Origin of the sequence: Bradyrhizobium hereditatis (assembly GCF_020329435.1) — a bacterium.
GTDB lineage: Bacteria > Pseudomonadota > Alphaproteobacteria > Rhizobiales > Xanthobacteraceae > Bradyrhizobium > Bradyrhizobium hereditatis.
This window is the reverse complement of the sequence record NZ_JAGKJK010000005.1, coordinates 503,137-521,736: the sequence shown is the minus strand read 5'-3', so window position 1 is coordinate 521,736 and position 18,600 is coordinate 503,137. Positions and strand designations below refer to the sequence as shown.

Annotated in this window: 17 protein-coding genes; 13 read left to right on the top strand and 4 right to left on the bottom strand. The window is 63.3% G+C overall.

Translation table 11 applies throughout. The features are described 5' to 3' along the window. Positions 1 to 522: 522 nt before the first annotated feature. Both J6524_RS15225 and J6524_RS15220 read right to left on the bottom strand, forming a co-directional pair. The gene (locus J6524_RS15225; protein WP_225671791.1) at positions 523 to 1,323 is read right to left on the bottom strand and encodes an SDR family NAD(P)-dependent oxidoreductase; all 801 of its coding nucleotides are present in this window, start codon (positions 1,321 to 1,323) and stop codon (positions 523 to 525) included. 198 nt (positions 1,324 to 1,521) lie between these two features. Further along, positions 1,522 to 2,580, bottom strand: a complete 1,059-nt coding sequence (locus J6524_RS15220) for a polysaccharide deacetylase family protein (protein WP_225671789.1) — start codon at positions 2,578 to 2,580, stop codon at positions 1,522 to 1,524. Positions 2,581 to 2,747: 167 nt separating this feature from the next. Between J6524_RS15220 and J6524_RS15215 the strand changes: the two genes are divergently transcribed. The 10 genes from J6524_RS15215 (at position 2,748) to phoB (ending at position 12,632) form a co-directional block, all read left to right on the top strand. Then, positions 2,748 to 4,142, top strand: coding sequence for an OmpA family protein (locus tag J6524_RS15215; protein WP_225671787.1), 1,395 nt, complete (start codon positions 2,748 to 2,750; stop codon positions 4,140 to 4,142). Positions 4,143 to 4,144: 2 nt separating this feature from the next. Further along, positions 4,145 to 4,441: a hypothetical protein gene (locus J6524_RS15210; RefSeq protein ID WP_225671785.1), complete on the top strand. Its 297-nt coding sequence runs from the start codon at positions 4,145 to 4,147 to the stop codon at positions 4,439 to 4,441. A 278-nt stretch (positions 4,442 to 4,719) separates the two neighbouring features. After that, the gene (locus tag J6524_RS15205; RefSeq protein ID WP_225671784.1) at positions 4,720 to 5,778 is read left to right on the top strand and encodes a lysylphosphatidylglycerol synthase domain-containing protein; all 1,059 of its coding nucleotides are present in this window, start codon (positions 4,720 to 4,722) and stop codon (positions 5,776 to 5,778) included. 44 nt (positions 5,779 to 5,822) lie between these two features. After that, complete coding sequence (locus J6524_RS15200) at positions 5,823 to 7,124, top strand: sensor histidine kinase (RefSeq protein ID WP_225671781.1); 1,302 nt, start codon at positions 5,823 to 5,825, stop codon at positions 7,122 to 7,124. Between the two features lie 140 nt (positions 7,125 to 7,264). Then, a complete protein-coding gene (gene pstS, locus J6524_RS15195; RefSeq protein WP_225671779.1) occupies positions 7,265 to 8,275 on the top strand; it encodes a phosphate ABC transporter substrate-binding protein PstS in 1,011 nt (336 codons plus the stop codon). Positions 8,276 to 8,419: 144 nt separating this feature from the next. Further along, positions 8,420 to 9,418, top strand: coding sequence for a phosphate ABC transporter permease subunit PstC (gene pstC, locus J6524_RS15190; RefSeq protein WP_225671777.1), 999 nt, complete (start codon positions 8,420 to 8,422; stop codon positions 9,416 to 9,418). 1 nt (position 9,419) lies between these two features. Next, complete coding sequence (pstA, locus tag J6524_RS15185; protein WP_225671775.1) at positions 9,420 to 10,265, top strand: phosphate ABC transporter permease PstA; 846 nt, start codon at positions 9,420 to 9,422, stop codon at positions 10,263 to 10,265. Further along, positions 10,262 to 11,083 carry a phosphate ABC transporter ATP-binding protein PstB gene (gene pstB / locus J6524_RS15180; RefSeq protein WP_225671773.1) on the top strand — a complete coding sequence of 274 codons (822 nt, stop codon included), beginning with the start codon at positions 10,262 to 10,264 and terminating at the stop codon, positions 11,081 to 11,083. The genes pstA and pstB overlap by 4 nt, the downstream gene beginning before the upstream one ends. 13 nt (positions 11,084 to 11,096) lie before the next feature. Beyond that, positions 11,097 to 11,813 carry a phosphate signaling complex protein PhoU gene (gene phoU, locus J6524_RS15175; RefSeq protein ID WP_225671771.1) on the top strand — a complete coding sequence of 239 codons (717 nt, stop codon included), beginning with the start codon at positions 11,097 to 11,099 and terminating at the stop codon, positions 11,811 to 11,813. Positions 11,814 to 11,924: 111 nt separating this feature from the next. Further along, positions 11,925 to 12,632 carry a phosphate regulon transcriptional regulator PhoB gene (gene phoB / locus J6524_RS15170; RefSeq protein ID WP_225671769.1) on the top strand — a complete coding sequence of 236 codons (708 nt, stop codon included), beginning with the start codon at positions 11,925 to 11,927 and terminating at the stop codon, positions 12,630 to 12,632. Positions 12,633 to 12,828: 196 nt separating this feature from the next. Here phoB and J6524_RS15165 read toward each other — a convergent pair whose 3' ends face one another. Further along, the gene (locus J6524_RS15165) at positions 12,829 to 13,341 is read right to left on the bottom strand and encodes a GcrA family cell cycle regulator (RefSeq protein ID WP_225671767.1); all 513 of its coding nucleotides are present in this window, start codon (positions 13,339 to 13,341) and stop codon (positions 12,829 to 12,831) included. A 497-nt stretch (positions 13,342 to 13,838) separates the two neighbouring features. On the opposite strand from J6524_RS15165, the gene J6524_RS15160 reads away from it, so the two are divergent. From J6524_RS15160 to J6524_RS15150, 3 genes are all read left to right on the top strand, one after another. After that, positions 13,839 to 15,047, top strand: coding sequence for an aspartate aminotransferase family protein (locus tag J6524_RS15160; RefSeq protein ID WP_225671765.1), 1,209 nt, complete (start codon positions 13,839 to 13,841; stop codon positions 15,045 to 15,047). Continuing rightward, entirely contained in the window at positions 15,047 to 15,973 is a 927-nt protein-coding gene (gene argF / locus J6524_RS15155) for an ornithine carbamoyltransferase (RefSeq protein ID WP_225671763.1), read from the top strand. Before J6524_RS15160 ends, argF begins: the two co-directional genes overlap by 1 nt. A gap of 213 nt (positions 15,974 to 16,186) precedes the next feature. Continuing rightward, positions 16,187 to 17,191: an Hsp33 family molecular chaperone gene (locus J6524_RS15150; protein ID WP_225671761.1), complete on the top strand. Its 1,005-nt coding sequence runs from the start codon at positions 16,187 to 16,189 to the stop codon at positions 17,189 to 17,191. Between the two features lie 916 nt (positions 17,192 to 18,107). Here the strand turns inward: J6524_RS15150 and apaG are convergent. Beyond that, positions 18,108 to 18,500: a Co2+/Mg2+ efflux facilitator ApaG/CorD gene (gene apaG / locus J6524_RS15145; RefSeq protein WP_225671759.1), complete on the bottom strand. Its 393-nt coding sequence runs from the start codon at positions 18,498 to 18,500 to the stop codon at positions 18,108 to 18,110. Positions 18,501 to 18,600: the final 100 nt, after the last annotated feature.

The window sequence follows — 18,600 nt, the reverse complement described above, 5'->3', positions numbered from 1 at the left end:
AGCTCACGTTCTCATTGGCGAGAAATCGGCCGTATCGGACTATCTTGGCCCGATCGCCATCCGCCGCTCGACGCAGGCACGAGCTCGCGCGCGTGACCATCCCTTCGAGCAGGGCCGCCCCCCTTTATCGAGACGACCATCCCCGAACCGCCCAAGCCTGAATTGTTCATTCAACATCTTGGCACCTCAATGGAATCGAAGTGCCAGATACAGAATCACAGCAGCCCGTCGCCGCGGAAGGCCAAATCAAAACACCGAGTCATTCCGTCGCAGCCGCAATCTGTGCATCTGCTAGCGCCTGCGCGGGGACGACGATCGTGTCTGCGCCGCTATTTTCCCCGTCATTGCGAGCGCAGCGAAGCAATCCATTGTCACCTCACACGCGGAAAGATGGATTGCTTCGCTTCGCTCGCAATGACGCGGTTGGGCCGCGGCATACTGGATACTCCGCCGGAGCCTGTCATCGGGCGCGCATTCGCGCGACCCGTTGGCGGGGTATGACGACCGTGGGTTACCGCTCAATCAACCCGCAATCTCGCTTCCCGCTGTCGCGTACACCACGCCGCCGTCGACCGCGATCGTGTTGCCGACCACATAATCCCCCGCGCGCGAGGCGAGATAGATCGCAACACCCGCCATATCCTCGTCGGTGCCGATCCGGCGGGCCGGAACGCGTTTGGCCACCGCATCGGCTTGGTCGCGCGCGGCGCGGTTCATATCAGATGCAAAGGCGCCGGGCGCGATCGCGGTGACATTGATGTTGTCCTTGATCAGTTTGGTCGCCATGCGCCGCGTCAGATGGATCACCGCGGCTTTGCTCGCCGCGTAGGAATAAGTCTCCATCGGGTTGACGAAGATGCCGTCAATGGAAGCGATATTGATCACCTTGGCGGGCCGTTCGGGCGAGGCCGCCGCGCGCAACGGTTTCGCCAGCGCCTTGGTCAGGAAGAACAGCGACTTGACGTTGAGGTTCATCACCTTGTCCCAGCCGCTCTCCGGGAATTCGTCGAATTCCGCGCCCCACGCCGCACCGGCATTGTTGACGAGGATGTCGAGCTTGGGCTCAAGCTTGATGATTTCGGAAGCGAGCTTCTCGCACCCTGCGACGGTGGAGATATCGATCGGCAGCGCGATGCATTCGCCGTCATAGGCGGCGGAGAGCTCCTGCGCGGTCGCTTCGCAGGGCCCGGCCTTGCGCGCGGTGATGTAGACTTTGGCCGCGCCCTGCGCGAGAAATCCGGCCGCGATCATCTTGCCGATGCCGCGCGAGCCGCCCGTCACCAGCGCGATCCGGCCATTGAGCGAAAACAGATCCTTGAACATTCTCGTTCCTCCCTTGTCTTGCCGCCGGTTTTGGGCGGGGGAGCAGTGCGAGTCAAGGAAGCTTATCTTGGTCGTCCCTGCGAACGCAGGGGCCCATAATCACAAGCTTCGGTTGTTGCAGAAGATAACTACCCCATCGCTCAACGGCCAGGCCGCGGCGTATGGGTCCCTGCTTTCGCAGGGACGACGTATGAAATCCTACGCCGCATCGATGCGGCGGAAACCGTTCCACATTGCGGTGGCGGCGCCGGAGGTCAGAACGGGGATGATGCGCGCGTCCTGGTAGTTGCCGTTGAGCGAAACGCGTTGCAGCGCCGTGATGTGCTCGGCGCTCTCAGGAAAGATCATGCCCGGTCGCGTCGTCACTGCCGTCTTGAATCCCGCCGCCTTTGCCAGGGCGAATTCGCGCCGGCCTGCGGCGATGCGGTCGCCATAGGGATAGGCGAGATGCAGCACCGGTCGCTGCAGCGCCGCTTCGATCCGCGCGCGGCTTTCAGCCAGTTCGAACGAAGCGGTCTCTTCGCTCTGCCGTACGAGATTGCAATGCGTGATGGTGTGTGCGCCGATCGTTACCAGCGGATCGTCGGCGAACGCCTTCAGTTCTTCCCAGGACATGCAGAGTTCGCGGGCGATCAGAGTCTCGTCCACCTCATATCGCGTGCATAGCGCAGAGATTTCGCGCTGCAAGTCGTGCTCGGTCGGTAGTAAACGTAGCCAGTCATGCATGCGGTCGAAGGCCGCCTGCTTGGCTGCCGGCGTCGAGGCGTCGAGCCGGATCTTTGTGCCGCCGATCGGCACTTCGATCGACGAAGCCTTGGCGATCGCCCGCTCCAGCGCGACCCACCACAACCGGCCGGTGCCTTCGGCGAAATCGCTCGTCACATAGACGGTGAGCGGCGCGTCAAATTCGCGCATCACCGGCAAGGCGTGATCGCGGTTGTCGCGATAGCCGTCGTCGAGGGTGAAGCAGGCGAAGCGCCGCGCGAAATTGCGCTCCTGAAGGCGCTGATGCACCTCGTCCATGGTGACGATGTCGATGTCGAGCGTGCGAACATGCGCCAGCATCGCCCGCAAGAATTCCGGCTCGACCTCAAGATGATGATTAGGCTGAAACTCGCCGTCGCGCCGGGGGCGGACGTGATGCAGCATGAAAATGACGCCGACACCTGCGAAGATTGGTCGCAGCAGATAATGCGCTCCGGAGAAGTACAGCGCTTCCAGTCCGGCGCGGATGACGGTGTTGCGAAGCATTTTCATCGAGAGGTGACGCTACCCGGTTATTTACGGGGAGAAATTAGCGAAACACAGCTGAAGAAACAGTTAGCCGGACCGATTGCAGAGCTCTCCGGCCCCTGCGACATTTCGTGTTTGACAGTCCCGCAAGGGTTTGTTTTCTCTCCGTTTCGGACCCCGCGGGAACTCGAATGCACGGACTTTTCAGGTGGAGTAGCAAATGGTGGCCGGGCGTCATTCCTTTGGTCATGTTTTGGGCTATCGCGGCCTGGACGAGCACTGAGCCGCTGGAAGCCGATCTGGCGCAACGTTCGGTCGCGGCCCTCAAGGATACCGTCCTCGACAAAAGGCGAATTTCGGTTGCAGGCCGCGACGTCACGCTTGCGGCGGATGCGTTCTCGGAAGGCGGCCGCCAGAGTGCGGTGACGTCGGTGGAAGGCGTCCCGGGCGTACGTCTTGTTAATGATGAAACCCGGCTCGTTCCCGAAGCCAAGCCATTCGTCTGGTCTGCGGAACGCGACGTCGTCCGGGTGACGCTATCGGGCAGTTCGCCTCTGCCGGCCATCAAGGGCCGCCTGATGGAGGCGGCCCGCGCCAATCTCGGCGGCGTCGAAGTGGTAGACCGGATGAATCTGGCGCGCGGGGCGCCGCCGCGTTTTGATCACGCCGCGCTTTTGCTGCTCGATCAGATCGGCAAATTGAAGGACGGCAAGATCACGCTGTCGGACACCAGTGTCAGCCTGTCCGGCATGGCGCGCGAGCTCGGCGGACGCGAAGCCATCGCCGCCGCGCTGAAAAATCTGCCCGAGGGCTTTTCCGTCGCGGCCAATGACGTCAAGGCGCCACCCTACATCTTCCAGGCCTACAAGGATCCGGTCGCGGTGACGCTGACGCTAACCGGCAACGTGCCAGATAAGACGGTCCACGCCGCGCTGGTGGCTGCGGCGGGACGCAAGTTCTTCAGCGAAAAGGTCGTCGACAACCTCAAGGAGAGTATCGGTGCGCCGCCGGGCTTTGCAGAGGTAGTGGTGTCTGCGCTCGGCGCGCTGTCGCGGCTGTCGACCGGGACGCTCGTGGTGACCGACCGGGAGGTGAAGCTGTCCGGCGATGCCCTCCATGAAAATGCCGCCAGTGAGATCCGCGCCGGCCTCGGCAAGGATTTTCCGCAGCGCTGGCAGTTCAAGCCGGAAATCTCGGTTAAGCCGGCGGCGGCGCCGGTGGATGCGACGGTCTGTCAGCAATTATTTACTGAGCTGCTCGGCAAGGCCCGGATCCGCTTCGAGCCCGGCAAGGCCGATATTGTCGCTGACTCCGCTGGTTTGCTCGACCGGCTGATCGAAACTGCGCTGCGCTGTCCGACCACCAATATCGAGATCGCGGGCCATACCGATAGCGACGGCGACGGAGAGGCCAATCAGGCGCTGTCGGAAAAGCGCGCGCAGGCGGTCGCCGACTATCTGGTCAAGGCGGGGCTGCCGGCCAGCCGGTTCAGCGTGGCCGGCTACGGTTCGACACAGCCAATTGCAAATAACGATTCCGAGCAGGGCAAGGCGCAGAACCGCCGGATCGATTTCGTGGTGAAGTGAGCATGGCCTATCTGACCACATTCTACTGGGGCTGGCTGCTGGGGTCGGTGCTGCTCGGCTTCGCCATGGGTTGGATATCCGTGGTTCAGCGCGGCGATGGTATTTCGCGGAAGCTGCGGTGGTGGCTTTCGGCTCTGGTCGCCGCGCTGATCGCCGCCGCGCTCACGCGGGTCGTGCCCGGCCGCTTCGGCTATTGGCTCGACCTCGGGTTGATCATGTTCGCGCTCTATCTGTGCGGCTGTGCGGTCGGATCATGGTTGCGCGACTGGGTGGTCTCGCGCAGTGCGCCGTCGGCCTGACCCGCATGATGCGCCGGCCAGCCACACCGTCGTCTTTGTCACGGGTTGTTGACCAGTCTCTGCCATGGTCCGACCCTGCCGCGGGGCGGCGGGAATGCAGCAAAACGGTGCTACTGCTGTCGTCAACCATCCCTAATATGTTGAACAAGCGCGTTTTATTGTCGTCAGGCGAATTCCACTGCGGCCCAAAACGCGCTACCAGAGAGACCAGGGAGCGTAGCGTCAGCGGCAGGGTTCGTGGCATTGCCGTCGCCGCAGAAACGCAATTCGAGGTGTAGATGCTGGAAGCAATACGCAGGGCGACGTCGTTTCTGCGCCAGAAGCAGGTCCTGCATAAGCTCGGGGTCTTGATCAGCATCACGGTCATCGCCGTTGCGTGCTACGTCCTCTATCACATGCTCCGCGGCATCGACATCAATGAGGTGATCGATGCCATCAAGGGCACCGAGCCCACCCAGATCGCGCTGGCGGCGCTGTTCGTGGCGGCGGGTTACTTCACGCTCACCTTCTATGACTGGTTCGCGGTCCGCGCCATCGGCCAGCACCATGTGCCCTATCGCGTCAACGCACTGGCCGCTTTCACCTCTTATTCGATCGGGCACAATGTCGGCGCCAGCGTCTTTACTGGCGGCGCGGTGCGCTACCGGATCTATTCGGCCTGGGGGCTGAACGCGATCGACGTCGCCAAGATCTGCTTTCTCGCCGGGCTGACGTTCTGGCTCGGCAATGCCGCCGTGCTCGGCCTTGGCATCGCCTATCACCCGGAGGCCGCCGCCTCGATCGACCAACTGCCGGCCTGGCTCAACCGCGTTGCGGCGTTCGGGATCATTATCGGATTGATCGGATATGTGGCCTGGGTCTGGGCCCAGCCACGCAGCGTCGGACGCGGGCCGTGGACGGTGACGCTGCCGGGCGGGCCGCTGACGCTGTTGCAGATCGCCATCGGCATCGTCGATCTCGGCTTCTGTGCGTTGGCGATGTACATGCTGGTGCCGGACGAGCCGCAGATCGGCTTCGTGGTCGTGGCGGTGATCTTCGTCTCGGCGACGCTATTGGGGTTTGCCAGCCATTCGCCGGGTGGGCTCGGCGTCTTCGATGCCGCCATGCTGGTCGGCCTCTGGCAGATGGACCGGGAGGAACTGCTCGCCGGCATGCTGCTGTTCCGCGTCCTCTACTATATTGGGCCATTTGTCATATCTGTAATCTTGCTGACGCTTCGGGAGATTATCATCGGCGCGCGATCGAAGCGCCTGCGCCAGCTGGCGGCTGCCGCTGACCCCGAGCCGAGGCACGAGGCCGCCGTCTATGTGCGTGAGCGTGGAGAGACAGGCACCTGACGAAGCGGCGGGCGCCTCACGAATAGAGGAAGAAAGCCTGCGCCATGGCGATTGACGATTCCAACCCGTCCTCCTTCTTTGCACCGTGGCCGGACCGGCTCAGGCATTCGGCCATCATCCTGCTGGCGGCGGGACTTGCGCTGTGCGCGCTGGTGCTGCTGGCCGATCTCTCGCCGGCGCGCGCCATCGCCGTTTTCATCTGCATCGCGGCCGCCGCGCTGGTGCCGTGGCGGTTGCATGATGCCGTCAGGTCCCGCGAGGACGTCGGCGCGGTCCGCCCCGTCGAGGCCCCCGCCGTCAGCGCGGTCGTGGCCGGCATGCCGGATCCAGCCGTGCTGCTCGACCGCGCCGGGCGTGTCATTCATCTCAATGCAGCGGCCGCTGAACTCGCGCCCGCGCTGCGCAAGAACGAACTGGCGCAGTTTGCGCTGCGTTCGCCCGAGATCATCACCGCGTTGCGCGAGGCGATCGCGACCACCGAGCCGCGCCGGGCGACCTATCTCGACCAGGGGCTGGTCGACCGCTGGATGGAACTGATCGTCACGCCGGTGCCGGTGCCGACAACGTTCGGCGGCACCGAGAAATGCATGCTGCTGACCTTCCACGACCAGACGCCGCTGCGGCGCGTGGAGGAGATGCGCGCCGATTTCGTCGCCAATGCCAGCCACGAATTGCGGACGCCGCTGGCGGCCCTGTCCGGCTTCATCGATACGCTGCAGGGCCCTGCCAAGGAGGACGCCAAGGCGCGCGAGCGCTTTCTTTCCATCATGCATACGCAGGCGACCCGGATGGCGCGGCTGATCGACGATCTGTTGTCGCTGTCGCGGGTCGAATTGTCGGCGCATGTCCGGCCCGAGTCCTCGGTCGATATCGTCCCCATCATTCGGCAGGTCGCGGATGGATTGGAACCGCTGGCCAAGGAGCGCCAGGTCGAAATCGAAATCGACCTGCCGCCGACGCCCGTGACGATCGCGGGCGACCGCGAGGAGCTGTTGCGCCTGTTCGAGAACCTGATCGAGAACGCGCTCAAATATGGCGCGTCAGGTGGGCGGGTGATCGTTTCCCTCATTCAGGCAACCGCGGGCGACGGCACGCCGGAAGTCCGCGTCATGGTCCGCGATTTCGGCCCCGGCATCGCGCCGGAGCACCTGCCGCGGCTGACCGAACGCTTCTACCGGGTCGACGTCGGCGACAGCCGCGCGCAAGGTGGAACCGGGCTTGGTTTATCTCTAGTAAAACATATTCTTAACCGCCATCGCGGCCGGCTTTTGATCGAAAGCGTGCCCCGGAACGGGGCCACCTTTACCGCCTGCTTTCCCCAGGCAAAACCCCCGGTAACGCACTAAACGCAAGTGATTTCAATTGCTTGGCAATGTCATCCAACTGTCATCTAACCGTCGTAAAAGCTCTATCGACCGCTCCTACACGGGCGGTGTGAGCGCGATCGGGCGCACCGGCGCTTCGCTCACCAAGATGGAGACCAGCCATGAATTTCATCAAAACGATCGTCGCCGCCGGCATGGTCGCCGCGTCGACGGGAGCCTTCGCTGCCGACATTACTGGCGCAGGCGCGACCTTTCCCTTCCCGCTCTATTCGAAGTGGGCTGACGCCTACAAGAAGGAGACCGGCAACGGACTGAACTACCAGTCGATCGGCTCCGGCGCCGGGATCAAGCAGATCCAGGCCAAGACCGTGACGTTCGGCGCCAGCGACATGCCGCTCAAGCCCGAGCAGCTTGAAAAGGACGGCCTGATCCAGTGGCCGCAGGCGATGGGCGCGTTGGTGCCGGTCGTGAACCTCGAAGGCGTCAAGCCGGGTGAGCTGGTATTCTCCGGCGAGCTGCTCGGCGACATCTATCTCGGCAAGATCAAGAAGTGGGACGATCCCGCGATCGCCAAGCTCAATCCCAAAGTCAAGCTGCCCTCTGAGGCGATCACGGTGGTTCGCCGTTCGGACGGCTCCGGCACCACGTTCATCTGGACCGACTTCCTGTCAAAGACCAATGCCGAGTGGAAGACGAAGGCAGGTTCCGGCACCGCGGTCGAGTGGCCGACGGGAGTTGGCGCCAAGGGCAACGAAGGCGTCGCAGGCAATGTCAGCCAGACCAAGAATTCGATCGGCTATGTCGAATACGCCTATGCCAAGCAGAACAAGCTGACCTATGGCGCCATGATCAACAAGGCCGGCAAGACCGTGCAGCCGACCATTGGGGCATTCCAGGCTGCGGCTGCCAATGCTGATTGGGCTGGAGCCAAGAACTACTTCGTCATCCTGACCGACCAGCCCGGCGATGCGTCGTGGCCGATCACAGGCGCGACCTTCATCCTGATGCACAAGGAGCCGACGGATAAGGCAGCCGCCGCTGAGGCCCTCAAGTTCTTCAAATGGTCGTTCGAGAAGGGCGACAAGATGGCCGAAGAGCTCGACTACATCCCGATGCCGGACTCGGTGGTCAAGCAGATCGAGAAGACCTGGTCCTCCGAGATCAAGAGCTGACGGCGCGCAACGCGATCGCTCAACCCGGGCGCGCCCGGGTTGAGCACCCCCTCTCTGGACAAGAGAGGGCAAGAACAATGCGCGGGCCGGAGCGGCCGCGCACCGAAGTCCGGGGTCATTGGGCTGTAGTAAAGGGGATTGGGCGTGGCAGATATGGCGGTCGAAAGCAATGTAATGGAAGCTGCCGGACCTTATGATCGTGCGCGTGCCCTCAGCGCTTTCAAGGTCGGCGACGTCACCTTCTACTGGATCACGCGCGCCTGCGCGATCTCGGTTCTGCTCATCCTCGGCGGCATCATCGTTTCGCTGATCGTCGGCGCCTGGCCGGCGCTGCGGGAATATGGCGCGGCCTTCCTGTGGACCCAGCGGTGGGCGCCGTCAGCCGATCCGCCGGTGCTCGGCGCGCTCGGCCCGGTCTACGGCACGCTGGTCACCTCCGTGATCGCGATGATGATTGCGATTCCCGTCGGCCTCGGCATCGCGGTGTTCCTGACCGAAATCTGCCCGATCTGGCTGCGCCGTCCGATCGGGCTTGCCATCGAACTCCTCGCCGGCATCCCCTCGATCATCTACGGCATGTGGGGCTTCTTCGTGCTCGGCCCGTTCCTGGCCAACTCGTTCCAGCCGTTCATGATCAGCGTGTTCGACGGCGTTCCGGTGCTGGGCGCGGTCTTCGCCGGCCCGCCCTCCTATCTCAGCCTGTTCAACGCGTCATTGATTCTGGCGATCATGGTGCTGCCGTTCATCACCGCGATCTCGGTCGACGTATTCAAGACGGTGCCGCCGGTACTGAAGGAGGCGGCCTACGGCGTCGGCTGCACCAACTGGGAAGTCGTCCGCAACGTTGTCATCCCCTATACCCGGGTCGGCGTGATCGGCGGCATCATGCTGGCGCTTGGCCGCGCGCTCGGCGAGACCATGGCGGTCACCTTCATCATCGGCAACTCGTTCAAGATTCAGTCCTCGATCTTCGCGCCCGGCACCACGATCTCGGCGGCTATCGCTAGCGAATTCGCCGAGAGCGACGGGCTGCACCAGTCCGGTCTGATCCTGCTCGGCCTGCTCCTGTTCATCCTGACATTCTTCGTTCTTGCGGCCGCGCGGCTGATGCTGATGCGTCTGGAAATGAAGGCGGGGAACTGACATGAATCCGATTTACGTCTCCCGCCGCCGCAACAACATCATCGTCAAGTTCCTGTGCCTGGGCGCCGCGGCGTTCGGCGTGACCTGGCTTGCGCTGATCCTGTTCACGCTGTTCTACAATGGCATCACCGGGCTCAATCTCGCCGTCTTCACCCAGGATACGCCGCCGCCCGGTTCGACTGATGGCGGCCTGCGCAACGCCATCATCGGCTCGATCATGATGACCGTGATCGGGGTCGGCATCGGCGCCCCGCTCGGCCTGTTTGCTGGAACTTATCTTGCCGAATACGGCAAGCACGACAAGCTCACCTCGGTGATCCGCTTCATTAACGACATCCTGCTCTCCGCGCCCTCGATCATCATCGGCCTGTTCATCTATGGCGCGGTCGTTATCCCGATGCGCGGCTTCTCGGCGATCGCCGGCTGCCTGGCGCTTGCGGTGATCGTGATTCCCGTGGTGGTGCGTACCACCGAGGACATGCTGGGGCTGGTGCCCAACCCCTTGCGCGAGGCGGCCTCCGCGCTCGGCATGCCGCGCTCGCTGGTGATCCGCCGGATCGCCTATCGTGCGGCGCGCGCCGGCCTGATCACCGGCGTCCTGCTGGCGACCGCCCGCGTCGCCGGTGAAACCGCGCCGCTGCTGTTCACCGCGCTGTCCAACCAGTTCTTCAGCCTCGACCTGACCAGGACGATGGCGAACCTGCCGGTCACCATCAACAACTTCGTCCAGAGCCCCTATGCCTACTGGAAGCAGCTGGCCTGGGCCGGGGCCCTGCTGATCACGCTCACCGTGTTGGCCCTGAATATTGGCGCGCGCATCCTTGGCGCCGAGAGGACATCCAAATGACCGAACTCTCTGTATCCGTGAGTAACGCGAACGGGCCTATTCCGCAGACCCCGCTGCCGGAAGCGGCGCCGAAGGTGACCGCCCGCGGCCTCAACTTCTACTATGGCGAGCATCACGCGCTGAAGAACATCAACCTGACGCTCGGCACCCATCGAGTTACCGCCTTCATCGGCCCCTCCGGCTGCGGCAAGTCGACGCTGCTGCGCATCTTCAACCGGATGTACGATCTCTATCCCGGCCAGCGCGCGACCGGCCAGCTGCTGCTCGACCAGACCAACATCCTCGATCCCAAGCTCGACCTCAATCTGCTGCGCGCCCGCGTCGGCATGGTGTTCCAGAAGCCGACGCCGTTCCCGATGACGATCTATGAAAACATCGCCTTCGGCATCCGACTTTATGAGAAGATCTCGAAGTCGGAGATGGACGACCGGGTCGAGAAGGCGCTGCGCGGCGGCGCGCTGTGGAACGAGGTCAAGGACAAGCTGAACGCCTCCGGCCTCTCGCTGTCCGGCGGCCAGCAGCAACGGCTCTGCATCGCGCGCACGGTGGCGGTCAGGCCCGAGGTGATCCTGTTCGACGAGCCCTGCTCGGCGCTCGACCCGATCTCGACCGCCAAGATCGAGGAACTGATCCAGGAATTGGCGGAGGACTACACCATCGCCATCGTCACGCATAATATGCAGCAGGCGGCGCGCGTCTCCGACAAGACCGCCTTCATGTATCTCGGCGAACTGATCGAATTCGACGACACCAACAAGATTTTCACCTCGCCCGGCGATCGACGCACCCAGGACTACATCACCGGCCGGTTCGGTTGAGGAGACTTAGGAAATGGCTTCCGAACACACCGCCAAGGCATTTGACAGCGATCTTCAGGAACTGACCCGTCTCGTGGCCGAGATGGGAGGTCTTGCCGAACGCATGATCACCGAATCCGTCGACGCGCTGGTCCGCCGTGATGTCGCGCTCGGCAAGCGCGTCGTCGCCTCGGACGTCGAGATCGACCGCCTGCAGCATCTGATCGAAGAGCGCGCGGTATTGACCATCGCCCGCCGCCAGCCGATGGCGGTGGACTTGCGCGAGATCGTCGGCGCCATGCGCGTCGCCACCGACCTGGAGCGGATCGGCGACCTCGCCAAGAACATGGGCAAGCGCGTCGCGGCGCTGGAGAACGATTTCCAGCCGCTGAAGCTGATGCGCGGCCTCGAACACATGACCGATCTCGTACAGTCGCAGGTCAAGTCGGTGTTGGACGCCTACGCGGCGCACGATCTGCCGGCGGCGATGGCGGTATGGAAAGGCGACGAGGAAGTCGACGCCATCTGCACCTCGCTGTTCCGCGAACTCCTGACCTATATGATGGAAGATCCGCGCAACATCTCGTTCTGCATCCACCTGATGTTCTGCGCCAAGAACATCGAGCGGATCGGCGACCACGCCACCAACATTGCCGAGACTGTGTTCTACATGATCGAGGGCCAGCAGATGCTCGACAAGCGCCCGAAGGGCGACATGACGACATTTGCGAACACGGTCCCCAATACTTGACAAATCATATTCAAGCGAAGTGGAGACCGGTTCGCGTAGCAATCAAGTTTACGCAGATTGCGTAGGCTTATCTGCGTAGAAAACGCGACAAACAGAAGAGGCGAAAGAAGAATGAGCGCACGCATTATGGTGGTCGAGGACGAGGAAGCGCTGACCACGCTGTTGCGCTACAACCTCGACGCTGAAGGCTATGAGGTCGAAACCGTCGGCCGCGGCGATGATGCGGATACGCGGCTGAAGGAGCGCGTGCCTGATCTCGTGGTGCTCGACTGGATGCTGCCGGGCCTGTCGGGTATCGAGCTGTGCCGCCGGCTCCGCGCCCGTCCTGAAACCAAGCAATTGCCGATCATCATGCTGACCGCGCGCGGCGAGGAGAGCGAGCGCGTGCGCGGGCTGGCGACCGGCGCTGACGACTACATCGTCAAGCCGTTCTCGGTGCCGGAACTTCTGGCGCGGGTGAAGGGCCTATTGCGGCGCGCGAGCCCTGAGCGGCTCGCCACCGTCCTGACCTATGGCGACATCGAGCTCGACCGCGAGAAGCGCCGCGTCGCGCGCTCCGGCCGCCAGATCGATCTCGGCCCGACCGAGTACCGGCTGCTTGAATTCTTCCTTGAGCATCCCGGCCGTGTCTTCAGCCGCGAGCAACTCCTCGACAGCGTCTGGGGCCGCGACATCTATATCGACGAGCGCACCGTCGACGTCCACATCGGCCGCCTGCGCAAGTTGCTCAACCCCGGCCGCGAGCAGGACCCGATCCGCACCGTGCGCGGCGCCGGCTACGCGCTGGATGACAGGTTTGCGAAGGCGGAGCAGTCTTAGCTCCGCTGCTATCTCAGCGCACTCGGCTGTCGCCCCTGCGAACCCCACCGTCGTCCCCGCGAACGCGGGGACCGATAGCCACCAATACTGATTGTTGAAAAACGCTGGAGCTCCCGCTCGACATAACCACGCGCACTCGTGGTTATTGGGTCCCTGCGTTCGCAGGGACGACAGCGTTGAGATAGCCCGGCGCGGCCTACCGCGTCTGCTTCGGCGCCTGCCTCCGCCGATCGGCGGCGGGCTGGTAGGCGATACGCGAGTGATGCGCGCAGTAGGGCAGGCCGGTGAGCGCCTTGCCGCCGCAGAAGAAGAATTCCGGGCTGGCGGGATCGCCGACCGGCCAGTGGCAGGTCGCCTCGTTCAGCTCGAGCAGGGACAGCCGCTGGCTCATCGGCACCACATTGTCGAAGGCAACCGGATCAGGCTCGAGCTCCATCTCGAAAGCGTGCGCGAGCGCGGTGTTGCCGCGCGACACCGGCCGCGACACCCGCATCATCGGCTGGGCGGCAGGGCGCGCCTTGCGCTGCCGCGGGGCTGCCGAGGAGGGGCTCTTGGCGCGGCCGGAGAGGCCCAGCCGGTGCACTTTGCCGATTACGGCGTTTCGCGTCACATTTCCGAGTTCCGCGGCGATCTGACTTGCCGATAATCCGGCTTCCCAGAGCTTCTTCAGCTGCTCGACGCGATCGTCGGACCAGGTCAATACCGTCATCGTATGCTTCCCTTCGCGTCGCGCCGGCCAAGGCGGGGCAGCGCCCGCGATGTCATTCATCTCAAAAATCCCTGCGGTCAGAATCCCTTAGCCCTCGCCGGGCGCGGCAAGGGCGCCCGAACGTTTACGCTTGCACAGAAGACTCTTAAGGGATCAAAACTGCCGCACGAGATGTCGTACCCGACAGCCCAAAAGCTACAATATGGCGTGACTCTGGCGCAAGAGTCCGGGGCCGAACGTCCACATGTTCTGACATCTAGGCATTGCACTGCGTGTTTTCCACCACACCGCAATCCTACGGATTTCACCTATCTTGCACCGCATAAAGGGCGTTCCGTGGCGTGTTGACAGCGCTTCCCGCCCACATAGAATGCCCTCGCGTGCCGCCCTTAAGAGGCGGCACGTTTCGTTTTCGCAAGACCGGCAGCCGCGTTCGCGTCAATGCGTGGGCTTTGCGGCAGGTCTTAAGGGCTGGTCTCAAACGTCAAGTGATTGCCATGACCAATAGCGCCACGTCGCATCTGCTCCCTGTCTTCGCCAGGGTCGATCTCGGCTTCGAGCGCGGCGAGGGCTGCTGGCTGACCGCAACCAATGGCGAGCGCTATCTCGACTTCACCTCGGGGGTCGCGGTGAACGCGCTGGGCCATTGCCACCCGCATCTTGTTCAGGCGCTGCAGGAACAGTCGACCAAACTCTGGCACATGTCGAACCTGTTCAAGTCGCCCGACGGCGAGAAGCTCGCCGCACGACTGTGCGAGCAGAGCTTTGCCGACCTCGTGTTCTTCTGCAATTCCGGCGCGGAGGCGATGGAGGGCGTGATCAAGGTGGTGCGCCGCTATCACGCCTCGAAAGGACATCCGGAGCGCTACCGCCTCATCACCTTCGAGGGCGCGTTCCACGGGCGCACGCTGGCGACGCTCGCCGCCACCGGCTCCGCCAAATATCTCGAAGGTTTCGGGCCGCCGATGGACGGTTTCGACCAGGTGCCGCATGGTGACCTTGAAGCCGTCAAGAAGGCGATCGGCCCACAGACCGTGGGCATCCTGATCGAGCCAGTGCAAGGCGAGGGCGGCGTGCGCTCCGCGCCGCAGGCCTTCTTCAAGGCGCTGCGCCAGCTCTGCGACGAGCACGGCCTGTTGCTCGCATTCGACGAGGTGCAGACCGGCATGGGCCGCACCGGCGACCTCTTCGCGTATAAGCGCGTCGGCGTGACGCCGGATGTGATGTCGCTGGCGAAGGCGCTCGGCGGCGGTTTCCCGATCGGCGCGGTGCTGACGACCGCGGAGGCAGGCTCCGGCATGACGCCGGGCTCGCATGGTTCGACCTTCGGCGGAAATCCGCTGGCGATATCAGCGGCCAATGCCGTGCTCGACGTGATGCTCGAACCCGGCTTCTTCGAGCACGTGCAGAAGATGTCGCTCCTGCTCAAACAGAAGCTGGCCTCCGTGGTCGATCGCTATCCCGCCGTGCTCGCGGAAGTGCGCGGCGAGGGCCTTCTGGTCGGCGTCAAGGCCGTGGTGCCATCGGGCGATCTCGTCAACGCGTTGCGCGACCAGAAACTGCTGACGGTTGGCGCCGGCGATAACGTCGTGCGCTTCCTGGCGCCGCTGATCGTCACAGAGGGTGAGATCGATCAGTCCGTTCAGATGCTGGAGCGCGCCTGCGTCGCGCTGTCGAGCGCGCAGCTAAAGAAGGCGGCCGGATGATGAGCAAGTCCGTCCGCCATTTCCTCGATATCAACCAGCTGCCGCTCGCCGAATTGCGCAACATGCTGGCCCTGGGCGCCGACATGAAGGCGAAGCTGAAGGCGCACGAGAAGGGCAAAAAGCCGCTCGAAGGCAAGACGCTGGCGATGATCTTCGAACGTCCCTCGACCCGCACGCGGGTCTCGTTCGACGTCGGCATGCGTCAGCTCGGCGGCGAGTCCATCATGCTGACAGGTGCCGAGATGCAGCTCGGCCGCGGCGAGACCATCGCCGACACCGCGCGCGTGCTATCGCGCTATGTCGATGCGATCATGATCCGCATCCTCAATCACGATGCGCTCCTGGAGCTCGCCGCGCATGCCACCGTGCCCGTGATCAACGGCCTGACGCGGCGTTCGCATCCCTGTCAGGTGATGGCCGATCTGATGACGTTCGAGGAGCATCGCGGGCCGATCGCGGGCAAGACGGTGGCTTGGACCGGCGACGATAACAACGTGCTGGCCTCGTGGGCGCATGCCGCCGAGCGGTTCAAGTTCAACCTCAATATCGCAACTCCGCCGCAGCTCGCGCCGAACAAGGCGATGCGCGACTGGATCAAGGCGACGCAAGCGCCGATCGTGCTCGGCACCGATCCCGAGGCTGCGGTTCGCGGCGCCGATTGCGTCGTCACCGACACCTGGGTGTCGATGGGCGACAAGGACGGCGAGCACCGCCATAATGTGCTCAAGCCCTATCAGGTTAATGCCAAGCTGATGTCGCTCGCCAAGCCGGAGGCGATCTTCATGCACTGCCTGCCCGCGCATCGCGGCGAGGAGGTCACCGACGAAGTGATCGACGGCCCGCAATCGGTCGTGTTCGACGAGGCTGAAAACCGCCTGCACGCGCAAAAGGGCATTCTGGCCTGGTGTTTTAACGAAGTGGCGTAGGTCTCTTCGCGTGCGTTCCCCGGACGCTGCGCAGCACGTAGTGATGCGCTGCAGAGCCGGGGTCCATATCGCAGGCACAATGGGTCCCGGCTCTGCGGAGCAGCGTTACACGCTGCACCGCGTCCGGGACATGAGATTGAGGCGAATTGCGTCCTCAAGTTCACCTCAATCAACCCCCTTTCACTTCGCTTCGCAGACCCCAGATAGAGGCCCATGGTTTCTGAATCCCCCGACATGAAAATCACAATCGAGACGCCCGTTCGCGCGCCCTCGTCTGTTCCCGTCGATGACGCGGTGTTGCCGTTCGAAGTCGGCAGCCTCGATCTGCGTGGACGGTTGACCCGGCTCGGTCCCGCGCTCGACGACATCCTGACCAAGCACGATTATCCGGCGCCGGTCGGAAAATTGCTTGGCGAAGCGATTGTGCTGACGACGCTGCTCGGCTCGGCGCTGAAGTTCGAGGGCCGCTTCATCCTGCAGACGCAGACCGATGGTCCGGTGTCGTTCCTGATCGTCGATTTCCAGTCGCCCGATCGGCTGCGCGCTTATGCGCGCTACGACGCGCGACGGCTGAAGGACGGGCTGAGTTCCGGTCAGTTGCTCGGCAAGGGGCATCTGGCGATGACCATCGATCAGGGCGGCGACATGAGCCGTTATCAGGGCCTCGTCGCGCTCGATGGCGGCAGCCTGGAAGACGCGGCCCACGAATATTTCCTGCGCTCCGAGCAGATCCCGACCCGCGTGCGGCTCGCCGTCGGCGAGGAATGGCGCGGCGGCGATGGCGGCAAGCACCGCTGGCGCGCCGGCGGCATGCTGCTGCAGTTTTTGCCGAAGGCGCCCGAACGCGCGCGACAGGCCGATCTGCATCCCGGCGATGCGCCTGAGGGCACGGTTGCTCATTCCGTCGCCGAGGATGATGCCTGGGTCGAGGGCCAGTCGCTGATCGGCACCGTCGAGGATGTCGAGCTGATCGATCCCGATCTCTCCGGCGAGCGCTTGCTGTATCGCCTGTTTCACGAGCGCGGCGTGCGCGTGTTCAAGCCGCATCCACTGCGCGCGCAATGCTCCTGCTCGCGCGAGGCTGTCTCGGCCATGCTGAAGAGCTTTGCGCCGAAAGACCGCGCCGAGATGGTGAAAGACGACAAGGTGGTGGTGACCTGCGAGTTCTGTTCCTCGGTCTACCAGTTCACTCCGCATGAGGCGGGCGTCGAGGAGTAGCGTTCAGATGCGTAGGGTGCAGAGGAGCGCAAGCGACGTGCCCACCATCCATCACCGATCGTGCTGTTAAATGGTGGGCACGCTTGCGCTTTGCCCACCCGACGGCTGCGGAGTGATTTGCTCGCGCGCACAAGAACATTTTCATGCAGCGCCTGCGGCAAACTGGCACGACGGGCAAATCACTTCTGATTTTCAGAAATCGTGTCAAGCCCCGGAATCAAAAATATTCCGCTTCCGTTTTCACCCAAATCAGTCGCATAACTCCGCTCGTCTCACGGCAAGATGAGGGGCGGCGGCCACGTCACGAACGCGCGGTGAGATGCGATGGACGCAGATGGCGCGAGAGACGTTGCGCGCCGGAAGCGTACGGCGAAGTCGTGTGGTTCTGATGCCGCGGTGCTGGCGTTAAGTCCGCGAGAGCTAAGTTTTCGCGGGCGATGGTGGCAATAAAGCCGTTCACCAGGAAGAGCATGAAGTAAGCCGTAAAGCCATTGCGCAGGGAAGGCCGGAGTGTTTCCGCTGTACCTGTATGCTCGTGTGCGTGCTTTTTGCGCATAATTGCACACGGGACCGCGGGTGCAGCCAGCACCCGGTCTTCCCTGCGCCCTCTGAATGAGAGGGCGGGAAGTTTTTTTAGCAAACCTCGGGCAGTTCATGTCGCGAGATCGCGACCGTATTCTCCGTTGTCGTCACCCGCGAAGGCGGGTGACCCCAGTATTCCAGAGACAGCGGTGATCAAACCGATAAGCCGCGGCGTACTGGATCCCCCCGCATGCGCGGGGGATGACGGTCGTATGTATGGCGCTATCTCCCCGTCATTGCGAGCGCAGCGAAGCAATCCATTGCCACCTCATGCGCGGAAGGATGGATTGCTTCGCTGCGCTCGCAATGCCGGGGATGGAGCTGCGCGCTGCCTCTAATTCAACACTCGCCGGTTATCCGGGCTGTCCAGCGAAAATGTCGGCACGTCGATCTCGAACCGTTCGCCGCTTTCGCTGACCATCTGGTAGCGGCCGCTCATGAAGCCCGAGGCGGTCGGCAGTGGCACGCCGCTGGTGTATTCGAAGCGCTCGCCCGGCCCAAGGACAGGTTGCTCGCCGACAACGCCTTCGCCGCGGACTTCCTGCTTGCGCCCCGTAGCATCGGTGATGATCCAGTGCCGGGTGCGCAGCTGCACGGTCTCATCGCCGGTGTTGGTGATCACGATGGTGTAGGACCAGAAATACTGGCCGCGATCGACCGACGAGCGCTCCGGCAGGAAGTTCGGTTCGACGGTGACTTCGATCTGGCGGGTGACGGCGCGATACATGCGAGCAAGCTTCCGGAAATCCTGCGCGCTATCATAGCCGGGAAAACCGCCGGAACCAATCTCCGGCCCGCCCGGTTTGTCGCTTGTCTGATCGCGCTTT

Bases quoted from the DNA above. Each gene is read 5' to 3' on its own strand.
- phoB (WP_225671769.1), top strand. From the start codon at position 11,925: ATGAGCGCACGCATTATGGTGGTCGAGGACGAGGAAGCGCTGACCACG.
- phoU (WP_225671771.1), top strand. From the start codon at position 11,097: ATGGCTTCCGAACACACCGCCAAGGCATTTGACAGCGATCTTCAGGAA.
- J6524_RS15210 (WP_225671785.1), top strand. From the start codon at position 4,145: ATGGCCTATCTGACCACATTCTACTGGGGCTGGCTGCTGGGGTCGGTG.
- J6524_RS15215 (WP_225671787.1), top strand. From the start codon at position 2,748: ATGCACGGACTTTTCAGGTGGAGTAGCAAATGGTGGCCGGGCGTCATT.
- argF (WP_225671763.1), top strand. From the start codon at position 15,047: ATGAGCAAGTCCGTCCGCCATTTCCTCGATATCAACCAGCTGCCGCTC.
- J6524_RS15160 (WP_225671765.1), top strand. From the start codon at position 13,839: ATGACCAATAGCGCCACGTCGCATCTGCTCCCTGTCTTCGCCAGGGTC.
- J6524_RS15200 (WP_225671781.1), top strand. From the start codon at position 5,823: ATGGCGATTGACGATTCCAACCCGTCCTCCTTCTTTGCACCGTGGCCG.
- J6524_RS15150 (WP_225671761.1), top strand. From the start codon at position 16,187: ATGGTTTCTGAATCCCCCGACATGAAAATCACAATCGAGACGCCCGTT.
- J6524_RS15220 (WP_225671789.1), bottom strand. From the start codon at position 2,580: ATGAAAATGCTTCGCAACACCGTCATCCGCGCCGGACTGGAAGCGCTG.
- pstA (WP_225671775.1), top strand. From the start codon at position 9,420: ATGAATCCGATTTACGTCTCCCGCCGCCGCAACAACATCATCGTCAAG.
- J6524_RS15225 (WP_225671791.1), bottom strand. From the start codon at position 1,323: ATGTTCAAGGATCTGTTTTCGCTCAATGGCCGGATCGCGCTGGTGACG.
- pstB (WP_225671773.1), top strand. From the start codon at position 10,262: ATGACCGAACTCTCTGTATCCGTGAGTAACGCGAACGGGCCTATTCCG.
- J6524_RS15165 (WP_225671767.1), bottom strand. From the start codon at position 13,341: ATGACGGTATTGACCTGGTCCGACGATCGCGTCGAGCAGCTGAAGAAG.
- pstS (WP_225671779.1), top strand. From the start codon at position 7,265: ATGAATTTCATCAAAACGATCGTCGCCGCCGGCATGGTCGCCGCGTCG.
- apaG (WP_225671759.1), bottom strand. From the start codon at position 18,500: ATGTATCGCGCCGTCACCCGCCAGATCGAAGTCACCGTCGAACCGAAC.
- J6524_RS15205 (WP_225671784.1), top strand. From the start codon at position 4,720: ATGCTGGAAGCAATACGCAGGGCGACGTCGTTTCTGCGCCAGAAGCAG.